Here is a 16,788-nt window from a genome sequence, read left to right as displayed (position 1 = left end):
GGGTTATTCCAGTAACGACATGCAGTGAATTGTATTTTTTGCGGGGAGCAGATGGATACATCAGAGAAGGCGCCAAAATCGTCTTTAGGCGGTATTATTGCGACGGTTTTACAGTGGGTACTGAATATTGGCCTGATTACGCTGGCTATTATTCTGGTGATCTTTTTGGGGAAAGAAACATTACACCTGGCCAATGTGTTGTTTCATACGGGTGAAGAATCATCTTCTTATCTGCTGATTGAAGGCATTGTTATTTATTTTCTGTACTTCGAATTTATTGCATTGATTGTTAAGTATTTTCAGTCCGGATTCCATTTCCCGCTGCGGTATTTTATTTATATCGGTGTGACAGCTATTATTCGTTTAATCATTGTTGACCATCGCAATCCTTTAGATACGTTATGCTATTCAGCGGCATTATTGATTCTGGTCGGTACGTTATGGCTGGCTAACTCGAAACGTCTGAAAAGAGAATAATGATCGGTTCTGCTACCGGTATATTAACGGCCGACAGGACTGGCGGCAGAAGATCCTGCTTAGCGGGCATCAGTCTGCTATAGTGTGCCGGTGAAATGCTCTGTATCTGTGCCTTGTCCGGGACAGTACAGAGCGATATCAACTGATTTCCGGAAACCCGAATGTGTATACAGGAACGCCTTAAACTGTATCAGCTGCACTGGATGCAGCCCTCAGCCCCTGAAATCCCCCCTGATATAAGGTGCTGGCTGTTTGAGGAACAATCAATGACAGCCCGGCTGGAAGCGTATTGTCAGAACATCAGCGTAGGTGTGGTCAGTGAGGGGTTTATCGAATACCGCTCATTATTGCCTCATGAACAAGACTATGCCGGTTTTGATCGCCACCAGAGCTACTGGCTGCGTGACATCATTTTATATGGTGATGGCGTCCCCTGGCTGGCCGGACGTACGGTATTACCTGAGTCGACCCTCAGCGGGCCTGAGCTGGCCCTGACGTCACTGGGAGAGTGTCCGCTGGGCCGTTACTTATTCTCTTCGCCGTTATTAAGTCGTGATTTTATTCTGCCTGGAAAAAATGATGATTTATGGGGCCGATATTCATTATTACGTCTTTCAGGAAAACCCCTGATGTTAACCGAGACTTTTTTACCGTTATCTCCGTTGTATCTGGCCGGAGCTAAAGGATGACCGAAACTGTGCACGATTCTGTAAAAATATCGAAATTCCGGGCGTATATGCGCCTGATGCGTATTGATAAACCCATCGGTACTTTGCTGCTGTTATGGCCAACCCTGTGGGCTTTATGGCTGGCCGGACAGACATTGCCGCCTTTTTCAGTGCTGGTGGTTTTTGTCCTCGGGGTGATTGTTATGCGCGCCGCCGGATGTGTTATTAATGATTATGCAGACAGAAATGTGGACGGGCATGTAAAGCGTACCCGTCTGCGGCCGCTGCCTGCGGGCCAGGTCACAGAGAATGAAGCGAAAGGGCTGTTTCTGACACTGGTGGTGGTGGCTTTTCTGCTGGTACTGACGATGGGCACCCGGACGGTACTGTTATCTGTGGGCGGGCTGGTGCTGGCCAGCGCTTATCCGTTTATGAAACGTTATACCCATCTGCCTCAGGTCGTGCTGGGAGCTGCGTTTGGCTGGGCAATTCCAATGGCGTGGATGGCCGTCAGCGGGGAGTTATCTCTGGCATGCTGGCTGATTTTCCTGGCGAATGTGTGCTGGACAGTGGCCTATGACACCTTTTATGCCATGGTTGATCGCGATGATGACCTGAAAATTGGGGTGAAATCGACGGCCGTATTATTCGGGCGTCACGATAAACTGATTATTGGTTTACTGCAGATAACTACGCTGGTTCTGCTGGCCGTGTCCGGTCAGTTGCTGAGCCTGAATGGCTGGTATTATCTGTCGCTGGTGATCGCCGCAGGATTTTTTATTTATCAGCAACGGCTGGTGGCCGGACGCAACCGCGATGCCTGCTTTCAGGCATTCCTGAATAATAACTATGTCGGGCTGGTAATTTTTGGCGGAATTGTACTGAGTACCCTGCCGTTTATTAATCTGATGTAACCGGCAACCTAAAAGAAAAGGGCGCTCCGTTCACGGGGCGCCCTTTTTTATCCGGCTATTCCTGATCAGAGGCAATACCGTTTTCGATAGTCTGGCGGACATCGCTGCTTGTCAAATCAAGCAGGATCTGACGCATACCACGGGTTTTTTCCGGTTCAGAATCGTCTTTATCACTGATATAGCCTTCATCCCGTAATGTCAGCACTAACCCGGAGAATACCGCTTTATCGAAGAACTCCGGCGCGTTAATTCCGTGCAGTACCGATAAACGTTGTGCCAGGGTACGGCTCTCTTTTTCCAGGGTACCACGGTTAATCGCGGGTTTCGCATTCAGGATGGCGAAGGTGATGGCATAACGCTGCAGGGTTTCCCGGATTCCTGCCGCCAGCAGTCCCAGTACCCGCGAACGCGGTTTATGCACTGCATAATGTTCGCCGTCACTGCGGATCAGCGACTGACTGACCAGTTCCTGACACAGATCGCGGACAACCTCCGGCAGTTGCTCAGCTTCCCAGTGCAGGAAAAGCTCACTTTTCAGCAGCGGATAAATCAGTGCCACTTCCCGCTGCAGCTCATCTTTACGAATAGTCCCGTGCTGATGAATTATGGCGGCAATCAGGGATGGCATTACCAGTAAGTGCAGGATATTGTTCCGGTAATAGGTCATCAGAACCGCCTGCTCTTTCGGCAATATGATCATATCCCCGATATTATCGTGCTCAGTGGTGAACTTGTTCATACTTACAGCATGGCTAAGCAAGTCTTCGGCAGACATATCCGGGATGGTGGTCCCTTCACTGTACGGCACATTACGTAATAACTGGCTGTAACACTCCAGCTGTTCCAGCAGTTGTTCACGGGTCAGTGAACGCTGCGGAGAAGCCAGTAATGCGGTAACACACAGGTTCATGGCATTTGCGGCCCCGGCGTTATTGATCCGCACCATCACTTTGCGGGCAATGTCATTAACCACCGGCGTCATCCACGCCGGACGTTGTGGCTCTATCGGATCGATATCGTCACGCCATTCCGGCACCTGGTTATTCAGATAGTTAACCAGCGGCAAGGGTTCACCGAAGTTCACATACCCCTGGCCCAGATTACGCAGTTTGCGTAAACCACGCAGCATCTGCAGCAGGCTCTCTTTTTCTTTGGTCGCTCCCCGCAGCTCCTTGGCGTAGGTCGCGACTTCCATCACATGCTCATAGCCAATATAAATCGGCACCAGAGTAATTGGCCGGTTACCGCCACGCAGCATGGCCTGCAAGGTCATGCTCAGGGTACCGGTTTTGGGCTCCAGCAAGCGTCCGGTACGTGACCGTCCGCCTTCAACGAAGTATTCGACCGAATAGCCGCGGCTGAACAGTTCACCCAGGTACTCGCGGAACACGGTTGAATAGAGCTTGTTGCCTTTAAAAGTACGGCGGATAAAGAACGCCCCCAGGCGACGAAAGACCGGGCCGGCAGGCCAGAAATTCAGGTTAATACCCGCGGCAATATGCGGGGGAACCAGTCCCTGATGATAAAGCACATAGGAAAGTAACAGATAGTCCATATGGCTGCGGTGGCAGGGGACATACACCAGTTCGTGGCCATCCTGTGCCAGCTGGCGGATACGTTCGCCGCCACTGACATTAATTCCTTTATACAACCGGCTCCACAGCCAGCCCATCACACGGTCGGTGATACGAATGGCTTCATAGGAGAAATCGGCAGCGATCTCTTCCATCATCGCGACCGCATTTTTCTGTGCCGTATCGTAGGACACTTTCTTGCTACGGGCTTCATCTTCTACCGCTTTGGCAATCGCTTTTGACTGCAGCAGTTTATTAAACAGATCCTGCCGGGCCGGTAAACGCGGTCCGACCGCCGCCAGCCGTTGCCGTGAAAAATGGATATGGGCCACACGGGATAATTTATGGGCGATGGATTGATCGGTACCGTGTTCATCTGCCATCTGACGCAGAGAAACCTTGGGTGAGAACCGGACAAAACTATCGCGTCCCAGCCAGAGAATGGCAAAGAACTTCTGTATTCCGTTAAGTTCACGCAGGAACGGCGCCTGTGCTCCCTGAACTTCTTTACCAGGCGCGCGGCCGAACATCACCGATACCGGCACCAGCTGAACATCCAGAGCCGGATTATTGCGGTGCAGGTCGAGGTAATCATGGAAGATTTTTACCGTTTCCTGATTCGGAGTGAAATAGGGCAGTAACCGTGGTCCATCGTGGATAAATACATGACGGGGTAAAAAATGACCATCGATTTCCACCGGCTGTAACGGATCCGGCAGATCATGCTGCAGGCATTGGGCACGCATCGCCAGAAGATCCGCTTTGGAATCATACGGGAATACATAGATAATGGGCCGGGTCGGATCCAGCCCCAGTTCGGAGAAAGGATCTTCCGGGATAACTTTGCTCTTAACCAGCAAAGATAATGGAAAACTGAGTAATTTATAATAAAGTTTACGCCAACCTGACATAGACAAATCTGCGGCCTCTTACTGTTAGCAAAGCGGCGCAAGCATACCAGAAACTACAAAGAAGATCTGTGAGGATACAACGAATCGTATCCTGATATAACGGTAATTTTTATCATAAAAGGAGTAAACCGTGATGGCGGGTACGACAGGCGGATGGCGGAGAATAGTAAAAGCCGCGGGCTATTCATGGCAGGGACTGCGTGCGGCCTGGCACCATGAAGCCGCCTTCCGGCAGGAAGCCGTGCTGGCAGTCGTGGCGGTGATTGTTGCCTGCTGGCTGAATGTGGATACAGTCACCAGGATCCTGCTGATTGGTTCGGTGGTGCTGGTTGTTATCGTTGAAGTCCTTAACAGCGCGATTGAAGCGGTTGTGGACCGGCTGGGGCCTGAAATTCATCCGTTATCTGGCCGGGCGAAGGACTTAGGTTCGGCGGCGGTGTTTCTGGCATTGCTGCTGGCGGCTTTTGTCTGGATCGCTCTGTTATGGCAGTGGTGGTGAGTGGCGGGATCTTAACCGACAGTTGTTTGTTTTATGACGGTTTTTGGTTCCCATTTAGAAAATACCTGTATATACTCACAGCGACTGTATAAACAACCAGGGGGCGGGATGAAAGCATTAACCAGCAGGCAACAGCAGGTCTATGACCTGATTCGCGACCATATTCAACAGACGGGTATGCCGCCGACGCGCGCAGAAATTGCGTCCCAGCTGGGTTTCCGTTCCCCGAATGCCGCAGAAGAGCATCTGAAAGCTCTGGCGCGTAAAGGTGTTATTGAAATCGTCTCCGGGGCATCGCGGGGTATTCGCCTGCTGATGGAAGAAGAAACCACCGAGGGATTACCACTGATCGGCCGTGTCGCTGCCGGTGAGCCCCTGCTTGCCCAGCAGCATATTGAAAGCCATTTTCAGGTTGATCCGGCGCTGTTTAAACCGTCAGCGGATTTCCTGCTCAGGGTCAGCGGTACCTCAATGAAAGATATCGGTATTATGGACGGCGATCTGCTGGCGGTACATAAAACCCAGGATGTCCGTAATGGTCAGGTGGTTGTGGCAAGAATTGATGACGAAGTAACAGTGAAACGCTGGAAAAAACAGGGTAACACTGTGCAACTGCTCCCCGAAAATAGCGAATTCTCGCCGATTGTGGTTGATATCCGCGAACAAAACCTGACGGTTGAAGGCCTGGCGGTAGGCGTTATCCGTAACGGCGAGTGGTTATAGTCCGCCGCTGATCACCTCTGCTCCTGCTGGCTGAGTAAGATGTCTCAGCCAGACGGTTCCTTACTGTCCCCTGTTCCCGCGCCCGCTAGTTTTACTGATGCCGCTGTCATATAGTGCCCGTATTGTCTCTCTTTGTGCCTTTTGCGATGTGACCTGCAGGATTATTCATGTCTTTTCTTAGCTCTACCGATAAGCAACTCTGGCGGCTGGCATTACCGATGATCCTGTCAAATGTCACTGTACCACTGACAGGACTGGTGGATACGGCGGTGATTGGCCATCTCGGCAGTGCCATTTACCTTGGTGGTGTGGCCATCGGGACGACCGTAACCAGCTTTCTGTTTATGTTATTGCTGTTCCTGCGGATGAGCACTACCGGGATGACCGCCCAGGCGCTGGGGAAAAAAAATAATACCTTGCTGGCCAGGGCGCTGGTGCAGCCGGTGCTCATTAGCCTGATTGCCGGCGCGGTGTTTATTTTGCTGCGTCAGCCTGTCAGTCATATAGCCACCGGGATTATGGGCGGTGATCCGGCAACGCTGGTACAGGCTCGTGAGTTTATTGATGTACGCTGGCTGAGTGCGCCAGCGACCTTTGCTAACCTGGTACTGCTCGGCTGGCTGCTGGGGGTGCAATATGCCCGTGCGCCGGTGATTTTGCTGGTGACAGGCAACCTGGTCAATCTGGCGCTGGAACTCCTGCTGGTGCTGCACCTGCATCTCGGGGTCCGGGGCGCGGCGGCGGCGACGGTTATTGCCGAATATATCACGCTGCTGACGGGTATGCTGCTGGTATGGCGTGTTCTGAAACAGCGGAAAATCACAGGGCGTATGTTACTTAACGGCTGGCGGGGAGATATGAAACGGTTACTGGGACTAAACCGGGATATTTTACTGCGTTCCCTGTTATTACAACTCTGTTTTGCCTCACTGACCATGACCGGGGCGAGACTGGGGAGTGATATTGTGGCGGTGAACGCCTTACTGATGATGTTTCTGACTTTTACATCCTATGCACTGGATGGTTTTGCGTATGCCGTGGAGGCAGTATCCGGTGAGGCCTATGGTGCCAGAACGGCCGGTAAACTGCATGAGGTCTGGCATGCATCCTGTCGTCAGGCCGGGATGGTTGCCGTTGGTTTTTCCCTGCTTTATGGGCTGGCCGGGCCGTATATTATTGATCTGCTGACATCTCTGCACTCTCTCCGGCAACTGGCCAGCCATTATCTTATCTGGCAGATTATTCTGCCAGTGGTCGCGGCAGGCAGTTATCTGCTGGATGGCTTATTTGTCGGTGCCGCCCGCGGCCGGGAAATGCGTAACAGTATGGCCATTGCGGCCGCCGGTTATGGTCTGACTTTATGTACAGTTCCCTGGCTGGGTAACCACGGGTTGTGGCTGGCAATCTGTGTATTTATGGTTCTGCGGGGTGTCACCTTATGGCGTCGCTGGCATTACCATCAGCGTAATAATAGCTGGTTCAGCGACTGAATTACGGGAGCGGCAGATTACCGGCCGGGACGTTTTTTCGGCTCTGCTTTGTGGTCATGCTGACAATGGTCAGGATCATCACAGGCTGCAACTTCGGCACATTTTTCACATAAACCATGGGCTTCGATAACACTATGGCGCAGGATAAACCCCGCCTGTCTGGCCCGGGTACTGATCAATTGCTCCACCCCTTCTGCGTGACGCTCGCTGACAGAAGCACAGTTATCGCAGATCAGCATGACCGACGTATGGGACGGATGTTCAAAATGCGGGCAGACGACATAGCTGTTATTTGAAGCAACACGGTGGATAAACCCTTGTTCCAGCAGGAAGTCCAGTGCGCGGTAAACGGTTGGCGGTTTAGCCTGAGGTTCACTGACCCGTAATTTATCCAGCAAATCATATGCGCTGATCGCACCGTAGTGTTCAGCCATCAGACGCAGCACTTCGGCACGCTGGGAAGTCATACGCACACCACGTTTCTGACAAAGGCTTTGTGCCTCTGCAAGAATTTGTGCAGGAAGTTGAGGTTGCATGATGGCTTTCTCCGACAAAAGTCTCCGATAACGGGGTATCTTACCATGGCTGGTGTTTTAATGTTGATGATGTGTGTTTCAGGCTGGCCGGTAAAACAGCGTTCAGCCTTACGGGGCCGGGTTTTAGCTAGCCGTTGTGACGTTATTTTGTGCTATTATAGGCGCCATTAATCGTAATTAACCGCATAATTATTCCCTGATGAAAATTCATACCCCTGAGTCTGACAACCCCGTGACTTCTGTGCAGGATACGGTTTCTCCGGTGACCCCTTTCCCTGCAGATCGTTTCTCAATTGCCCCGATGCTTGACTGGACGGACCGGCATTGCCGCTATTTCCATCGTAAACTGACGGCACAAACGTTGCTGTATACAGAAATGGTGACCACCGGAGCCATTATTCATGGTAAAGGTGATTACCTTGCCTATTCTGATGAAGAGCACCCTGTGGCACTGCAATTAGGCGGCAGTGATCCTGCCGCTCTGGCGCAATGTGCACAACTTGCTGAACAGCGTGGTTACAATGAAATAAACCTCAATGTCGGGTGTCCGTCTGACCGGGTTCAGAACGGGCGTTTTGGTGCCTGCCTGATGGGCGAAGCGGCACTGGTTGCCCGCTGTATCGATGCCATGCGTCAGGTGGTGAGTATCCCGGTGACAGTGAAAACCCGTATCGGTATCGATGAGCAGGACAGTTACCGGTTCCTGTGTGATTTTATCGGTACAGTTGCTGAACAGGGTGGCTGTCGCTCTTTCACTATTCATGCGCGTAAAGCCTGGTTATCGGGCCTGAGTCCGAAAGAGAACCGTGAAGTGCCTCCCCTTGATTATCCGCGGGTATATCAGCTGAAACAGGATTTTCCGCAGCTGCGTATCGGGATTAATGGTGGTGTTAAAACCCTTGAAGAAGCACAGGCACACCTGCAGCATCTGGACGGTGTCATGATGGGGCGGGAAGCCTATCAGAATCCCGGTCTCCTGGCCCTGGTGGATAGTCAGATTTTCGGTGCCGGTATGCTGCCAGCGGACGCCGCTGATGTCGTACGCTCTATGTATCCGTATATCGAAAAAGAACTCAGCCAGGGGACCTGGCTGGGACATATTACCCGGCATATGCTGGGACTGTTTCAGGGGATCCCCGGCGCAAGACAATGGCGTCGTCACCTGAGTGAAAATGCTCACAAGCCAGGCGCCGATGTACGGGTTCTGGAAAAGGCCTTATCCCTGGTAGCCGATCGCTGAATACAGTCGCGGTAAAGTATCTGACCCCGGTTTTGTTAACTTCACGCCAGTTATTGGTTTTTTTAACACCTTCGGTAGCGGAGGTGATTTTTACTTAATCCTGTATTTCAGTCAGTTAACTATCCTCCGTGGCTGGCACGATTCTTGTTATGTTTATCTCAGTGAACGGGATCATTCAGGTCAGCGGAGGAGCTCACCATGGAAGTATTTTTTATTGCCGGCTTTTTTATGATGTTGTTACTGGCAGGGGTGTCAGTGATAAGCGTTCTGGCAGCACTGCTGGTGGCTGCTGTCATCATGCTGTTATCGGGGATTTTCTTTATGGCATTTAAACTGTTGCCCTGGTTACTGCTGGCGGTGGCAGTTGCATGGATATATCAGCATTTTTTTACTGTCAGGCCGGCAACGACAGGACGGGAACGTTATGATAAAATTCTGTCAAAAATCAACAGGATGAATCGGCGCGGGTAAAGCTATTTTCTGAAAATATGCTTTCCGGCAGTGATCCTCCGGAAATGTGAAACAGCACATATTTTTCACGGACCAAATCTGCGATTATCCTTTCTGTCGTTCACAGGAATTACTCGCTCTGTCCCTGCATCAGCGAGAACTATAATAAAAAAGTAAGGGCTTCCTCCGGGAAGCCCTTTTTCGTTAATGTCTGCCTGATTATCAGGGGATCAGCAGGCTTGACCCTTGTGTGGCACGGCTTTCCAGCTGCCGGTGTGCCAGGGCTGCCTCTTTCAGGGCGAATTTCTGAGATTCCGCGACCGGGACCTTAATCGCACCACTGGCTAACAGGGTAAATAATTCATGACTGGCGGCATCCAGTTCACTGGCGGTAGTGATATAACCGGACAGGGAGGGCCGGGTCACGAACAATGAGCCTTTCTGGTTGAGTATCCCCAGGTTAACCCCGGTCACAGGGCCGGATGAGTTACCGAAACTGACCATCAGTCCGCGGCGTTGCAGGCAATCCAGCGACGCTTCCCAGCTATCATTGCCGACGGAATCATAAACCACCGGTACTTTTTGTCCTCCGGTCAGTGCCAGAACACGGGCCGCAATATCTTCCTGCCGGTAGTTAATGGTTGCTACCGCGCCGGCTTGTTTCGCCGCTTGCGCTTTTTCTGCCGACCCGACGGTACCGATTAATTTTGCCCCCAGCGCTTTAGCCCACTGGCAGGCAATTAATCCGACCCCGCCGGCGGCGGCATGAAACAGCAGGGTTTCACCCGCGGTGACCGGATAGGTCTGGCGTAACAGATACTGTACTGTCAGTCCCTTGAGAAAGGAGGCTGCAGCCTGCTGATAAGAAATGCTATCGGGTAAGATCACCAGCCGGTCCTGATGAACGATATGTTGTTCGCTGTAGGCCCCGGCGGCTGACTGGGCATAAACCACCCGGTCCCCGGCACTTACCCGGCTGACGGCACGTCCGGTACGGAGAACCACCCCTGCCGCTTCAGTCCCCAGACCGGCTGGCAGGCAGGGTGAAGGGTACAAGCCGCTGCGAAAATAGGTATCAATGTAGTTAATGCCGATCGCTTTATTTTCTACAACTACGTCATAATCACCGGGGGCAGGCAGAGTAAAGTCTGTCCATTCAAGCACTTCTGGTCCGCCATGTCGGCTATACTGGATACGTTTTGGCATACTGGCTCCTGGGAAATCGTGGTGCTGGCCGGGTGTATAGGGCGACAATACGGGTAAAAAAAAAGTATACTGTGACGCCCCTTGTTTAACACTGGTAATGACACTCACTATGGCAGTAAATAAATCCCCGAACAAATCCAATGAATCCCGTGATCGTCAGCTGGAAGGTGTAAAAATGCCTCCGCATTCTGTCGAAGCTGAGCAATCAGTGCTCGGGGGATTAATGCTGGATAATGCGCGCTGGGATAATGTCTCTGAGCGTGTTGTTGCCGAAGATTTTTACAGCAGACCCCATCGTCTGATTTTCTCTGAAATGCAGCGTCTGCTGGAACTGGGGCAACCGATTGATCTGATTACCCTGTCAGAATCGCTGGAAACCCGCGGTGAGCTGGAGCTGGCCGGCGGCTTTGCCTACCTGGCTGAACTGGCAAAAAATACCCCGAGTGCGGCTAATATTGGTGCATATGCGGATATTGTCCGCGAGCGCGCGGTAGTCCGGGAAATGATTTCGGTGGCCAACGAAATTGCTGATGCCGGCTTCGATCCTCAGGGGCGCAGCAGTGAAGATCTTCTGGATCTGGCGGAATCCAGTGTCTTCAAAATTGCCGAGAAACGATCCAGCAAAGACGATGGCCCGCAAAATATCGAGCAGGTACTGGAAGCGACCATCAATCGTATTGAAGCGCTGGTCGGCACTCCCCACGACGGTGTGACCGGGGTCGATACGGGGTATCAGGATTTGAATAAAAAAACTGCCGGTTTACAGGGATCTGATCTGATTATCGTGGCCGCCCGTCCTTCGATGGGGAAAACCACTTTTGCCATGAACCTGTGTGAAAACGCGGCGATGTTGCAGGATAAACCGGTACTGATTTTCAGCCTGGAGATGCCCAGTGAACAGCTGATGATGCGTATGCTGGCCTCCTTATCACGCGTAGACCAGACCCGTATTCGTACCGGTCAACTGGATGATGAAGACTGGTCGCGGATTTCCGGCACTATGGGCATCCTGCTGGAGAAGAAGAATATGTATATCGACGATTCTTCCGGCCTGACCCCGACAGAGGTCCGCTCACGTGCGCGGCGTATCTTCCGCGAAAACGGCGGGTTAAGTATGATTATGATCGACTACCTGCAGTTAATGCGGGTGCCTTCATTGTCAGATAACCGTACTCTGGAAATTGCCGAAATCTCCCGCTCTCTGAAAGCGCTGGCCAAAGAGCTGAATGTACCGGTGGTTGCCCTGTCACAGTTAAACCGTTCACTGGAACAGCGTGCCGATAAACGTCCGGTAAACTCCGATTTGCGTGAATCAGGCTCTATTGAGCAGGATGCCGATTTAATTATGTTTATCTACCGCGATGAGGTGTATCACGAGAACAGTGATCTTAAAGGTATTGCTGAAATTATCCTGGGTAAACAACGTAACGGGCCTATCGGTACCGTCAGACTGACTTTTAATGGTCAGTGGTCGCGGTTCGATAACTATGCCGGCCCGCAGTATGATGATGAATAATCACATTTTTCATGCTGACAGCTCAAAAATAGTATTGGACAATTGATCAGCAAATACGGTTATCTGTGAGGATATATTCAGCCCGCCACGGATTACCGATGACCAGTTTTGATGATTACGATATACAGATCCTGACACTATTACAGGCCAACGGACGGTTGACCAGCCAGCAACTGAGTGACCTGATCGGACTCTCTGCCTCCCAGTGCTCCAGACGGCGGATCCATCTCGAGCAGACCCGCAAAATTCTGGGCTACCATGCCCGTTTATCTCCCGGGGCGACGGGACCGGAAATTACCGGGCTTATCGAAGTCCGGTTAATCAATCATACTCCCGCTTCTGTCGACAGTTTTCATCAGCGTGTCGCCTCCTCATCAGCAATTACCGATGCTTATAAAACTACCGGTGACGCTGACTATTTACTGAAAGTCACGGTGACTGACCTTCAGTCCCTGAGCAGGTTAATCAGCCAGCTGGTGGCGGATCATCAAAGCGTTGCCCATGTTAAAACCTCGGTGGTGCTGAATCGCCTGAAAGAAGGCGGGGTGATGCTGGTGGGTGGCGACAGCCATAACGGTTAACGGCCATCCACTCACCATTATCGTGCATAATTTCCTGCGGAATGCATAAACAGTGCATAATTTATGGTGAGGATGCGCAATATCACCGCCGGTATCATCGTGATAATGTGACGTTACCGGCGGTGGCATCTGTAATATCAATAGGATAACTACAGTTTTTGCGGCCAGCCAGTGCAGGGCATCAGTGTGGCGTGATTATTGCTTAATACAGGGTTTGTGCTTATTGAGCGATTAGGATGTTGTTATGACAGTGATAAAAACCGCAGCAGCGGAAAACGTCCCCCACAGCCTGGCAGAAGATGCACTGGCGATAGTATTTGGCACCCTGCTGGTCTCTTTCGGGATCATTATGCTGAAGCAGGCAGGTGCACTGACCGGCAGTACCGCCGGAATAGCATTTCTGATCAGTTATATTTCGCCCTTATCTTTCGGCAGTGCGTTTTTCCTGATTAATCTGCCCTTTTACTGGTTGTCGGTCAGGCAAATGGGCCGGGAATTTACGCTGAAAACTTTCACTGCAGTAGGCATGGTTTCGTTGTTTACCCACCTGCATCCGTTATTTATTCATTTTTCTCAGCTTAACCCTTTCTATGCAGCCCTGTTTGGTAATATTGTGATGGGAATGGGATTCATTGTGCTGTTTCGTCATAAAGCCAGCCTCGGAGGGATTAATATCCTGGCGCTCTGGCTGCAGCAACGGATCGGCTTGCGTGCCGGGAAATTACAGATGGCGGTCGATACCTGTGTGGTGCTGGCTTCTCTGTGGGTGGTGTCTGTGCCGATGTTGCTGGCGTCAGTCTGTGGCGCAGTACTACTGAATCTGATTATTGCAATGAATCACCGTCCCGGCCGCTACAGGGTATAGCACAGACGTCAGCGGCTAACTCACACTGAACAATGATGGAGAAGTACAACGTGTTTCAACATGTCGATGCCTATGGTGGCGATCCCATCCTCTCGTTGATGGAAAAATATAAAGAAGATCCGCGTGTTGCCAAAGTCAACCTGAGCATTGGTCTCTATTACAACGAACAGGGCATCGTTCCGCAATTACGGGCTGTTGCTGAAGCAGAAAAACGGCTGCAGGACATCCCGCGAGAGGCATCACTTTACTTACCGATGGAAGGGCTGGCCGGGTACCGGAACGCCATTGTTACCTTGCTGTTCGGGGCGAATAACCCGCTGGCAGACAATGGTCGTATCGCCTGCATCCAGACTCTCGGGGGCTCAGGAGCCCTTAAAGTTGGTGCTGACTTTCTGAAAAACTATTTTCCTGCCTCTGAAGTGTGGGTCAGTGATCCGACCTGGGAAAACCATATTGCTATTTTTGAGGGTGCCGGTTTCAGAGTTAACCATTACCCGTGGTATGACAATGCAACCCACGGGGTACAATTTGCGGAGTTTATCGCCACGCTGAACAGCCTGCCGGAACAAAGCATCGTATTACTGCATCCGTGCTGCCATAATCCGACCGGTGCAGATTTGACGACAGCGCAATGGGACCAGACGATTGAGGTTCTGAAAGCCCGTAAACTGATCCCGTTTATGGATATTGCATACCAGGGCTTTGGTGCCGGCGCTGAGCAGGATTGCTATGGGATCCGTGCCGCCGCGCAAGCCGGTTTACCGGCCCTGATCAGTAACTCATTCTCTAAAATATTTTCTTTATATGGGGAGCGGGTTGGCGGTTTGTCGGTACTTTGTGAAAGCAGCAATGAAGCTGACTGTGTTCTTGGGCAGTTAAAAGCCGCGGTTCGTCGTAATTACTCCAGCCCGCCATCTTACGGCGCCAGACTGGTGATGACGATCCTGAATGATGACGAATTACGGGCCAGCTGGCTGGCAGAACTGGAAGAGATGCGGCTGCGTATTCTGGATATGCGCCAGGCGCTGGTCACCGCACTCAGCCTGGCGCTGCCGGGACGTGATTTCAGTTATCTGGAAAAACAGCGTGGAATGTTCAGTTATACGGGGCTCAGTGCCCGGCAGGTGGACAGATTACGCGAGGAATTCGGGGTATATCTGATCAGCAGTGGCCGGATGTGTGTCGCCGGGCTGAACAGCCGGAATATCCATCAGGTGGCCGAGGCTTTTGCTGCGGTGATCTGAGACTGAAACTGCCCCTGTTTTCTGCGCCAGCGGAACAGAAAGCAGGGGCGGCTAAGCAGATCGTGCGGTGATATCAATTTTATCCCTATGATAATTATTTGTTTTTTTAATTTCCCGCTGATTTTATATATTTACACATTTAAATATTTAAATGTGTAAATATAATGACGCAACTTATTTGTTGAACCGGGGAAAATCATTGTGCAGGAACTGTCGCTTTTTAGTCCGTTAGATATGTCAGGGACCAGTTTAAAAAACCGTATTGTCTTACCACCGCTGACCCGCTGTCGCAGCCTTCAGCCGGGGAATATTCCCGGTGACAGGATGGTCGACTATTACCGTCAGCGTGCCAGTGCCGGGTTTATGGTCACGGAAGGTACCCAGATAGAACCCCGTGGCCAGGGGTATGCCTGGACGCCGGGTATCCACAGTGAGGCGCAAATTGCGGGCTGGCGTAAAGTGACCGATGCAGTGCATCAGCAAGGTGGTGTGATTTTCTGCCAGCTCTGGCATGTCGGCCGTGTTTCCCATCACGCTCTTCAGCCCGGGGGCGGACAGCCGGTCGCGCCTTCTGCAGTCCCGGCGACCAATGTCCGGGTATTTATCGAAACAGGCCCGTCGACCGGTGAACTGACCGCACCTTCGGTGCCCCGTGAACTGAGCACCGAAGAAGTCCGTGAGCTGGTGGAGTTGTACCGCCAGGCCGCGATTAATGCCAGACAGGCCGGATTCGACGGTGTGGAATTACATTCCGCCAATGGCTACCTGATTAATCAGTTTATTTCCGAACATACTAATTTCCGTAGCGATGAATACGGCGGCAGCCTGGAAAACCGTCTGCGTTTTCTGAAACAAGTGACTGAGGCCGTCAGTTCCGTGTTTGGCAGCCAGAAAGTCGGGGTACGTTTCGCGCCACTGTTCAGCAGCACCGATGAAGACCGCGTCTACCTGGGACTGGTAGAGCCCGATCCGCAGCATACCTACCTGACTGCAGCGGCGATGCTGAATGAAATGAAGATTGGTTATCTGTCAATCGCCGAACCTGACTGGGATAACAGCCCTGATTTACCAGAGGACTTCCGCCAGCGTCTGCGGGAAGTCTTCCGCTCACCGATTATCTGTTCCGGGCGCTATACACGGCAGAAAGCAGAGCGGGTACTGAAAAACGGCTGGGCTGATTTATTTGGCTTTGGCAGAACCTTTATCGCTAACCCTGATTTACCTGCACGTTTGCAGAATAATTACCCGCTGAACAGCACCGACGCATCATCGCTGTATGGCGGCAGCGACGCAGGGTATACTGATTACCCCGTATATCGCCCCTGAATGATGTGAGGCTGCATGACACCAGAGAACGCCATAAAGCTTCTGGCCAACCCGACCCGTATGTCGGTATTACAATGGCTGAAAGATCCGCACACCGCATTTGCAGGTTACAGCCAGCTTTATGATTTCCCGGTGTATGGTGTCTGTGCTTCGCTGATCAGTGAAAAAGCCGGATTATCTCAGCCCGCAACATCCCTGTGCCTTAAAGCATTATCCGAAGCCGGATTGCTTGAGGCCAGTAAAGTGGGTAAGTGGACTTACTATCGCCGTAATGAAACGATGATCCGGCAACTGACGGCGGTAGTGGTCGGACATTTGCAGGCGCTCTGACCGGCTGCCGGTCATCAGGCGGGCAGCCTTTACGGATGATAATATCTCCTGTACTCCGCGGACAGCCGTTGCATAAAGTATGCCTTTGGCTGGTCGCTAACCGGGCAGGTCAACATCTGCAACATGATAAATGGCTCAGGGTGGCTGAAACCCGGCCCGCTGGCCTGAAATACCATCGATATACTTTGTGTTGGTCAGCTATCGGCGAGGGGCGATCCGCGAGACTGCGAATGTGATG

Annotated in this window: 17 protein-coding genes; 14 read left to right on the top strand and 3 right to left on the bottom strand. The window is 51.7% G+C overall.

The window, feature by feature from the left end:
* Positions 1-51 precede the first annotated feature (51 nt).
* The 3 genes from psiE (at position 52) to ubiA (ending at position 2,059) form a co-directional block, all read left to right on the top strand.
* Entirely contained in the window at positions 52-477 is a 426-nt protein-coding gene (psiE, locus tag JK198_RS06105) for a phosphate-starvation-inducible protein PsiE (RefSeq protein ID WP_212707539.1), read from the top strand.
* A gap of 161 nt (positions 478-638) precedes the next feature.
* On the top strand, positions 639-1,166 hold the full coding sequence (gene ubiC, locus JK198_RS06100) for a chorismate lyase (RefSeq protein WP_212707538.1): 528 nt from the start codon (positions 639-641) through the stop codon (positions 1,164-1,166).
* 8 nt (positions 1,167-1,174) lie between these two features.
* Positions 1,175-2,059, top strand: coding sequence for a 4-hydroxybenzoate octaprenyltransferase (ubiA, locus tag JK198_RS06095; RefSeq protein WP_212707568.1), 885 nt, complete (start codon positions 1,175-1,177; stop codon positions 2,057-2,059).
* Between the two features lie 55 nt (positions 2,060-2,114).
* Here the strand turns inward: ubiA and plsB are convergent, their stop codons facing one another.
* Positions 2,115-4,544 (bottom strand): glycerol-3-phosphate 1-O-acyltransferase PlsB, encoded by a 2,430-nt coding sequence (gene plsB, locus JK198_RS06090; protein ID WP_212707537.1) that lies wholly within the window; start codon positions 4,542-4,544, stop codon positions 2,115-2,117.
* A 133-nt stretch (positions 4,545-4,677) separates the two neighbouring features.
* On the opposite strand from plsB, the gene JK198_RS06085 reads away from it, so the two are divergent.
* The 3 genes from JK198_RS06085 (at position 4,678) to dinF (ending at position 7,256) form a co-directional block, all read left to right on the top strand.
* Positions 4,678-5,043, top strand: coding sequence for a diacylglycerol kinase (locus JK198_RS06085; protein WP_212707536.1), 366 nt, complete (start codon positions 4,678-4,680; stop codon positions 5,041-5,043).
* 108 nt (positions 5,044-5,151) lie between these two features.
* The gene (lexA, locus tag JK198_RS06080; protein ID WP_212707535.1) at positions 5,152-5,766 is read left to right on the top strand and encodes a transcriptional repressor LexA; all 615 of its coding nucleotides are present in this window, start codon (positions 5,152-5,154) and stop codon (positions 5,764-5,766) included.
* Between the two features lie 167 nt (positions 5,767-5,933).
* The gene (gene dinF, locus JK198_RS06075) at positions 5,934-7,256 is read left to right on the top strand and encodes an MATE family efflux transporter DinF (protein ID WP_212707534.1); all 1,323 of its coding nucleotides are present in this window, start codon (positions 5,934-5,936) and stop codon (positions 7,254-7,256) included.
* A gap of 17 nt (positions 7,257-7,273) precedes the next feature.
* Here dinF and zur read toward each other — a convergent pair whose 3' ends face one another.
* Entirely contained in the window at positions 7,274-7,792 is a 519-nt protein-coding gene (zur, locus tag JK198_RS06070) for a zinc uptake transcriptional repressor Zur (RefSeq protein ID WP_212707533.1), read from the bottom strand.
* Between the two features lie 262 nt (positions 7,793-8,054).
* On the opposite strand from zur, the gene dusA reads away from it, so the two are divergent.
* On the top strand, positions 8,055-9,032 hold the full coding sequence (dusA, locus tag JK198_RS06065; RefSeq protein WP_343876914.1) for a tRNA dihydrouridine(20/20a) synthase DusA: 978 nt from the start codon (positions 8,055-8,057) through the stop codon (positions 9,030-9,032).
* A gap of 198 nt (positions 9,033-9,230) precedes the next feature.
* Complete coding sequence (gene pspG / locus JK198_RS06060) at positions 9,231-9,503, top strand: envelope stress response protein PspG (RefSeq protein ID WP_212707531.1); 273 nt, start codon at positions 9,231-9,233, stop codon at positions 9,501-9,503.
* 201 nt (positions 9,504-9,704) lie between these two features.
* On the opposite strand, the gene JK198_RS06055 is transcribed toward pspG, so the two are convergent.
* A complete protein-coding gene (locus tag JK198_RS06055) occupies positions 9,705-10,688 on the bottom strand; it encodes an NADPH:quinone reductase (protein ID WP_212707530.1) in 984 nt (327 codons plus the stop codon).
* Between the two features lie 109 nt (positions 10,689-10,797).
* On the opposite strand from JK198_RS06055, the gene dnaB reads away from it, so the two are divergent.
* The 6 genes from dnaB to JK198_RS06025 all read left to right on the top strand — a co-directional run bounded on the left by dnaB (position 10,798) and on the right by JK198_RS06025 (position 16,550).
* The gene (gene dnaB, locus JK198_RS06050; RefSeq protein WP_212707529.1) at positions 10,798-12,204 is read left to right on the top strand and encodes a replicative DNA helicase; all 1,407 of its coding nucleotides are present in this window, start codon (positions 10,798-10,800) and stop codon (positions 12,202-12,204) included.
* 98 nt (positions 12,205-12,302) lie between these two features.
* The gene (locus JK198_RS06045; RefSeq protein ID WP_212707528.1) at positions 12,303-12,785 is read left to right on the top strand and encodes an Lrp/AsnC family transcriptional regulator; all 483 of its coding nucleotides are present in this window, start codon (positions 12,303-12,305) and stop codon (positions 12,783-12,785) included.
* Positions 12,786-13,029: 244 nt separating this feature from the next.
* Positions 13,030-13,650: a YitT family protein gene (locus tag JK198_RS06040; RefSeq protein ID WP_212707527.1), complete on the top strand. Its 621-nt coding sequence runs from the start codon at positions 13,030-13,032 to the stop codon at positions 13,648-13,650.
* Between the two features lie 50 nt (positions 13,651-13,700).
* The gene (locus JK198_RS06035) at positions 13,701-14,894 is read left to right on the top strand and encodes an amino acid aminotransferase (protein ID WP_212707526.1); all 1,194 of its coding nucleotides are present in this window, start codon (positions 13,701-13,703) and stop codon (positions 14,892-14,894) included.
* A 201-nt stretch (positions 14,895-15,095) separates the two neighbouring features.
* Positions 15,096-16,220: an alkene reductase gene (locus JK198_RS06030; protein WP_212710289.1), complete on the top strand. Its 1,125-nt coding sequence runs from the start codon at positions 15,096-15,098 to the stop codon at positions 16,218-16,220.
* 15 nt (positions 16,221-16,235) lie between these two features.
* Positions 16,236-16,550, top strand: coding sequence for a helix-turn-helix transcriptional regulator (locus JK198_RS06025; protein WP_212710288.1), 315 nt, complete (start codon positions 16,236-16,238; stop codon positions 16,548-16,550).
* The last annotated feature ends 238 nt before the right edge of the window (positions 16,551-16,788 follow it).

It is taken from the genome of Tatumella sp. JGM91 (assembly GCF_018257575.1).
GTDB classification, from domain to species: domain Bacteria; phylum Pseudomonadota; class Gammaproteobacteria; order Enterobacterales; family Enterobacteriaceae; genus Tatumella; species Tatumella punctata.
The sequence above is the reverse complement of the archived record's forward strand: the minus strand, read 5'-3'. Positions and strand labels throughout refer to the sequence as shown.

Coding starts and splice junctions, on each gene's coding strand:
- plsB (WP_212707537.1), bottom strand. CDS start 4,544: ATGTCAGGTTGGCGTAAACTTTATTATAAATTACTCAGTTTTCCATTA.
- pspG (WP_212707531.1), top strand. CDS start 9,231: ATGGAAGTATTTTTTATTGCCGGCTTTTTTATGATGTTGTTACTGGCA.
- dinF (WP_212707534.1), top strand. CDS start 5,934: ATGTCTTTTCTTAGCTCTACCGATAAGCAACTCTGGCGGCTGGCATTA.
- JK198_RS06025 (WP_212710288.1), top strand. CDS start 16,236: ATGACACCAGAGAACGCCATAAAGCTTCTGGCCAACCCGACCCGTATG.
- JK198_RS06085 (WP_212707536.1), top strand. CDS start 4,678: ATGGCGGGTACGACAGGCGGATGGCGGAGAATAGTAAAAGCCGCGGGC.
- dnaB (WP_212707529.1), top strand. CDS start 10,798: ATGGCAGTAAATAAATCCCCGAACAAATCCAATGAATCCCGTGATCGT.
- zur (WP_212707533.1), bottom strand. CDS start 7,792: ATGCAACCTCAACTTCCTGCACAAATTCTTGCAGAGGCACAAAGCCTT.
- JK198_RS06040 (WP_212707527.1), top strand. CDS start 13,030: ATGACAGTGATAAAAACCGCAGCAGCGGAAAACGTCCCCCACAGCCTG.
- JK198_RS06045 (WP_212707528.1), top strand. CDS start 12,303: ATGACCAGTTTTGATGATTACGATATACAGATCCTGACACTATTACAG.
- ubiC (WP_212707538.1), top strand. CDS start 639: ATGTGTATACAGGAACGCCTTAAACTGTATCAGCTGCACTGGATGCAG.
- JK198_RS06055 (WP_212707530.1), bottom strand. CDS start 10,688: ATGCCAAAACGTATCCAGTATAGCCGACATGGCGGACCAGAAGTGCTT.
- psiE (WP_212707539.1), top strand. CDS start 52: ATGGATACATCAGAGAAGGCGCCAAAATCGTCTTTAGGCGGTATTATT.
- lexA (WP_212707535.1), top strand. CDS start 5,152: ATGAAAGCATTAACCAGCAGGCAACAGCAGGTCTATGACCTGATTCGC.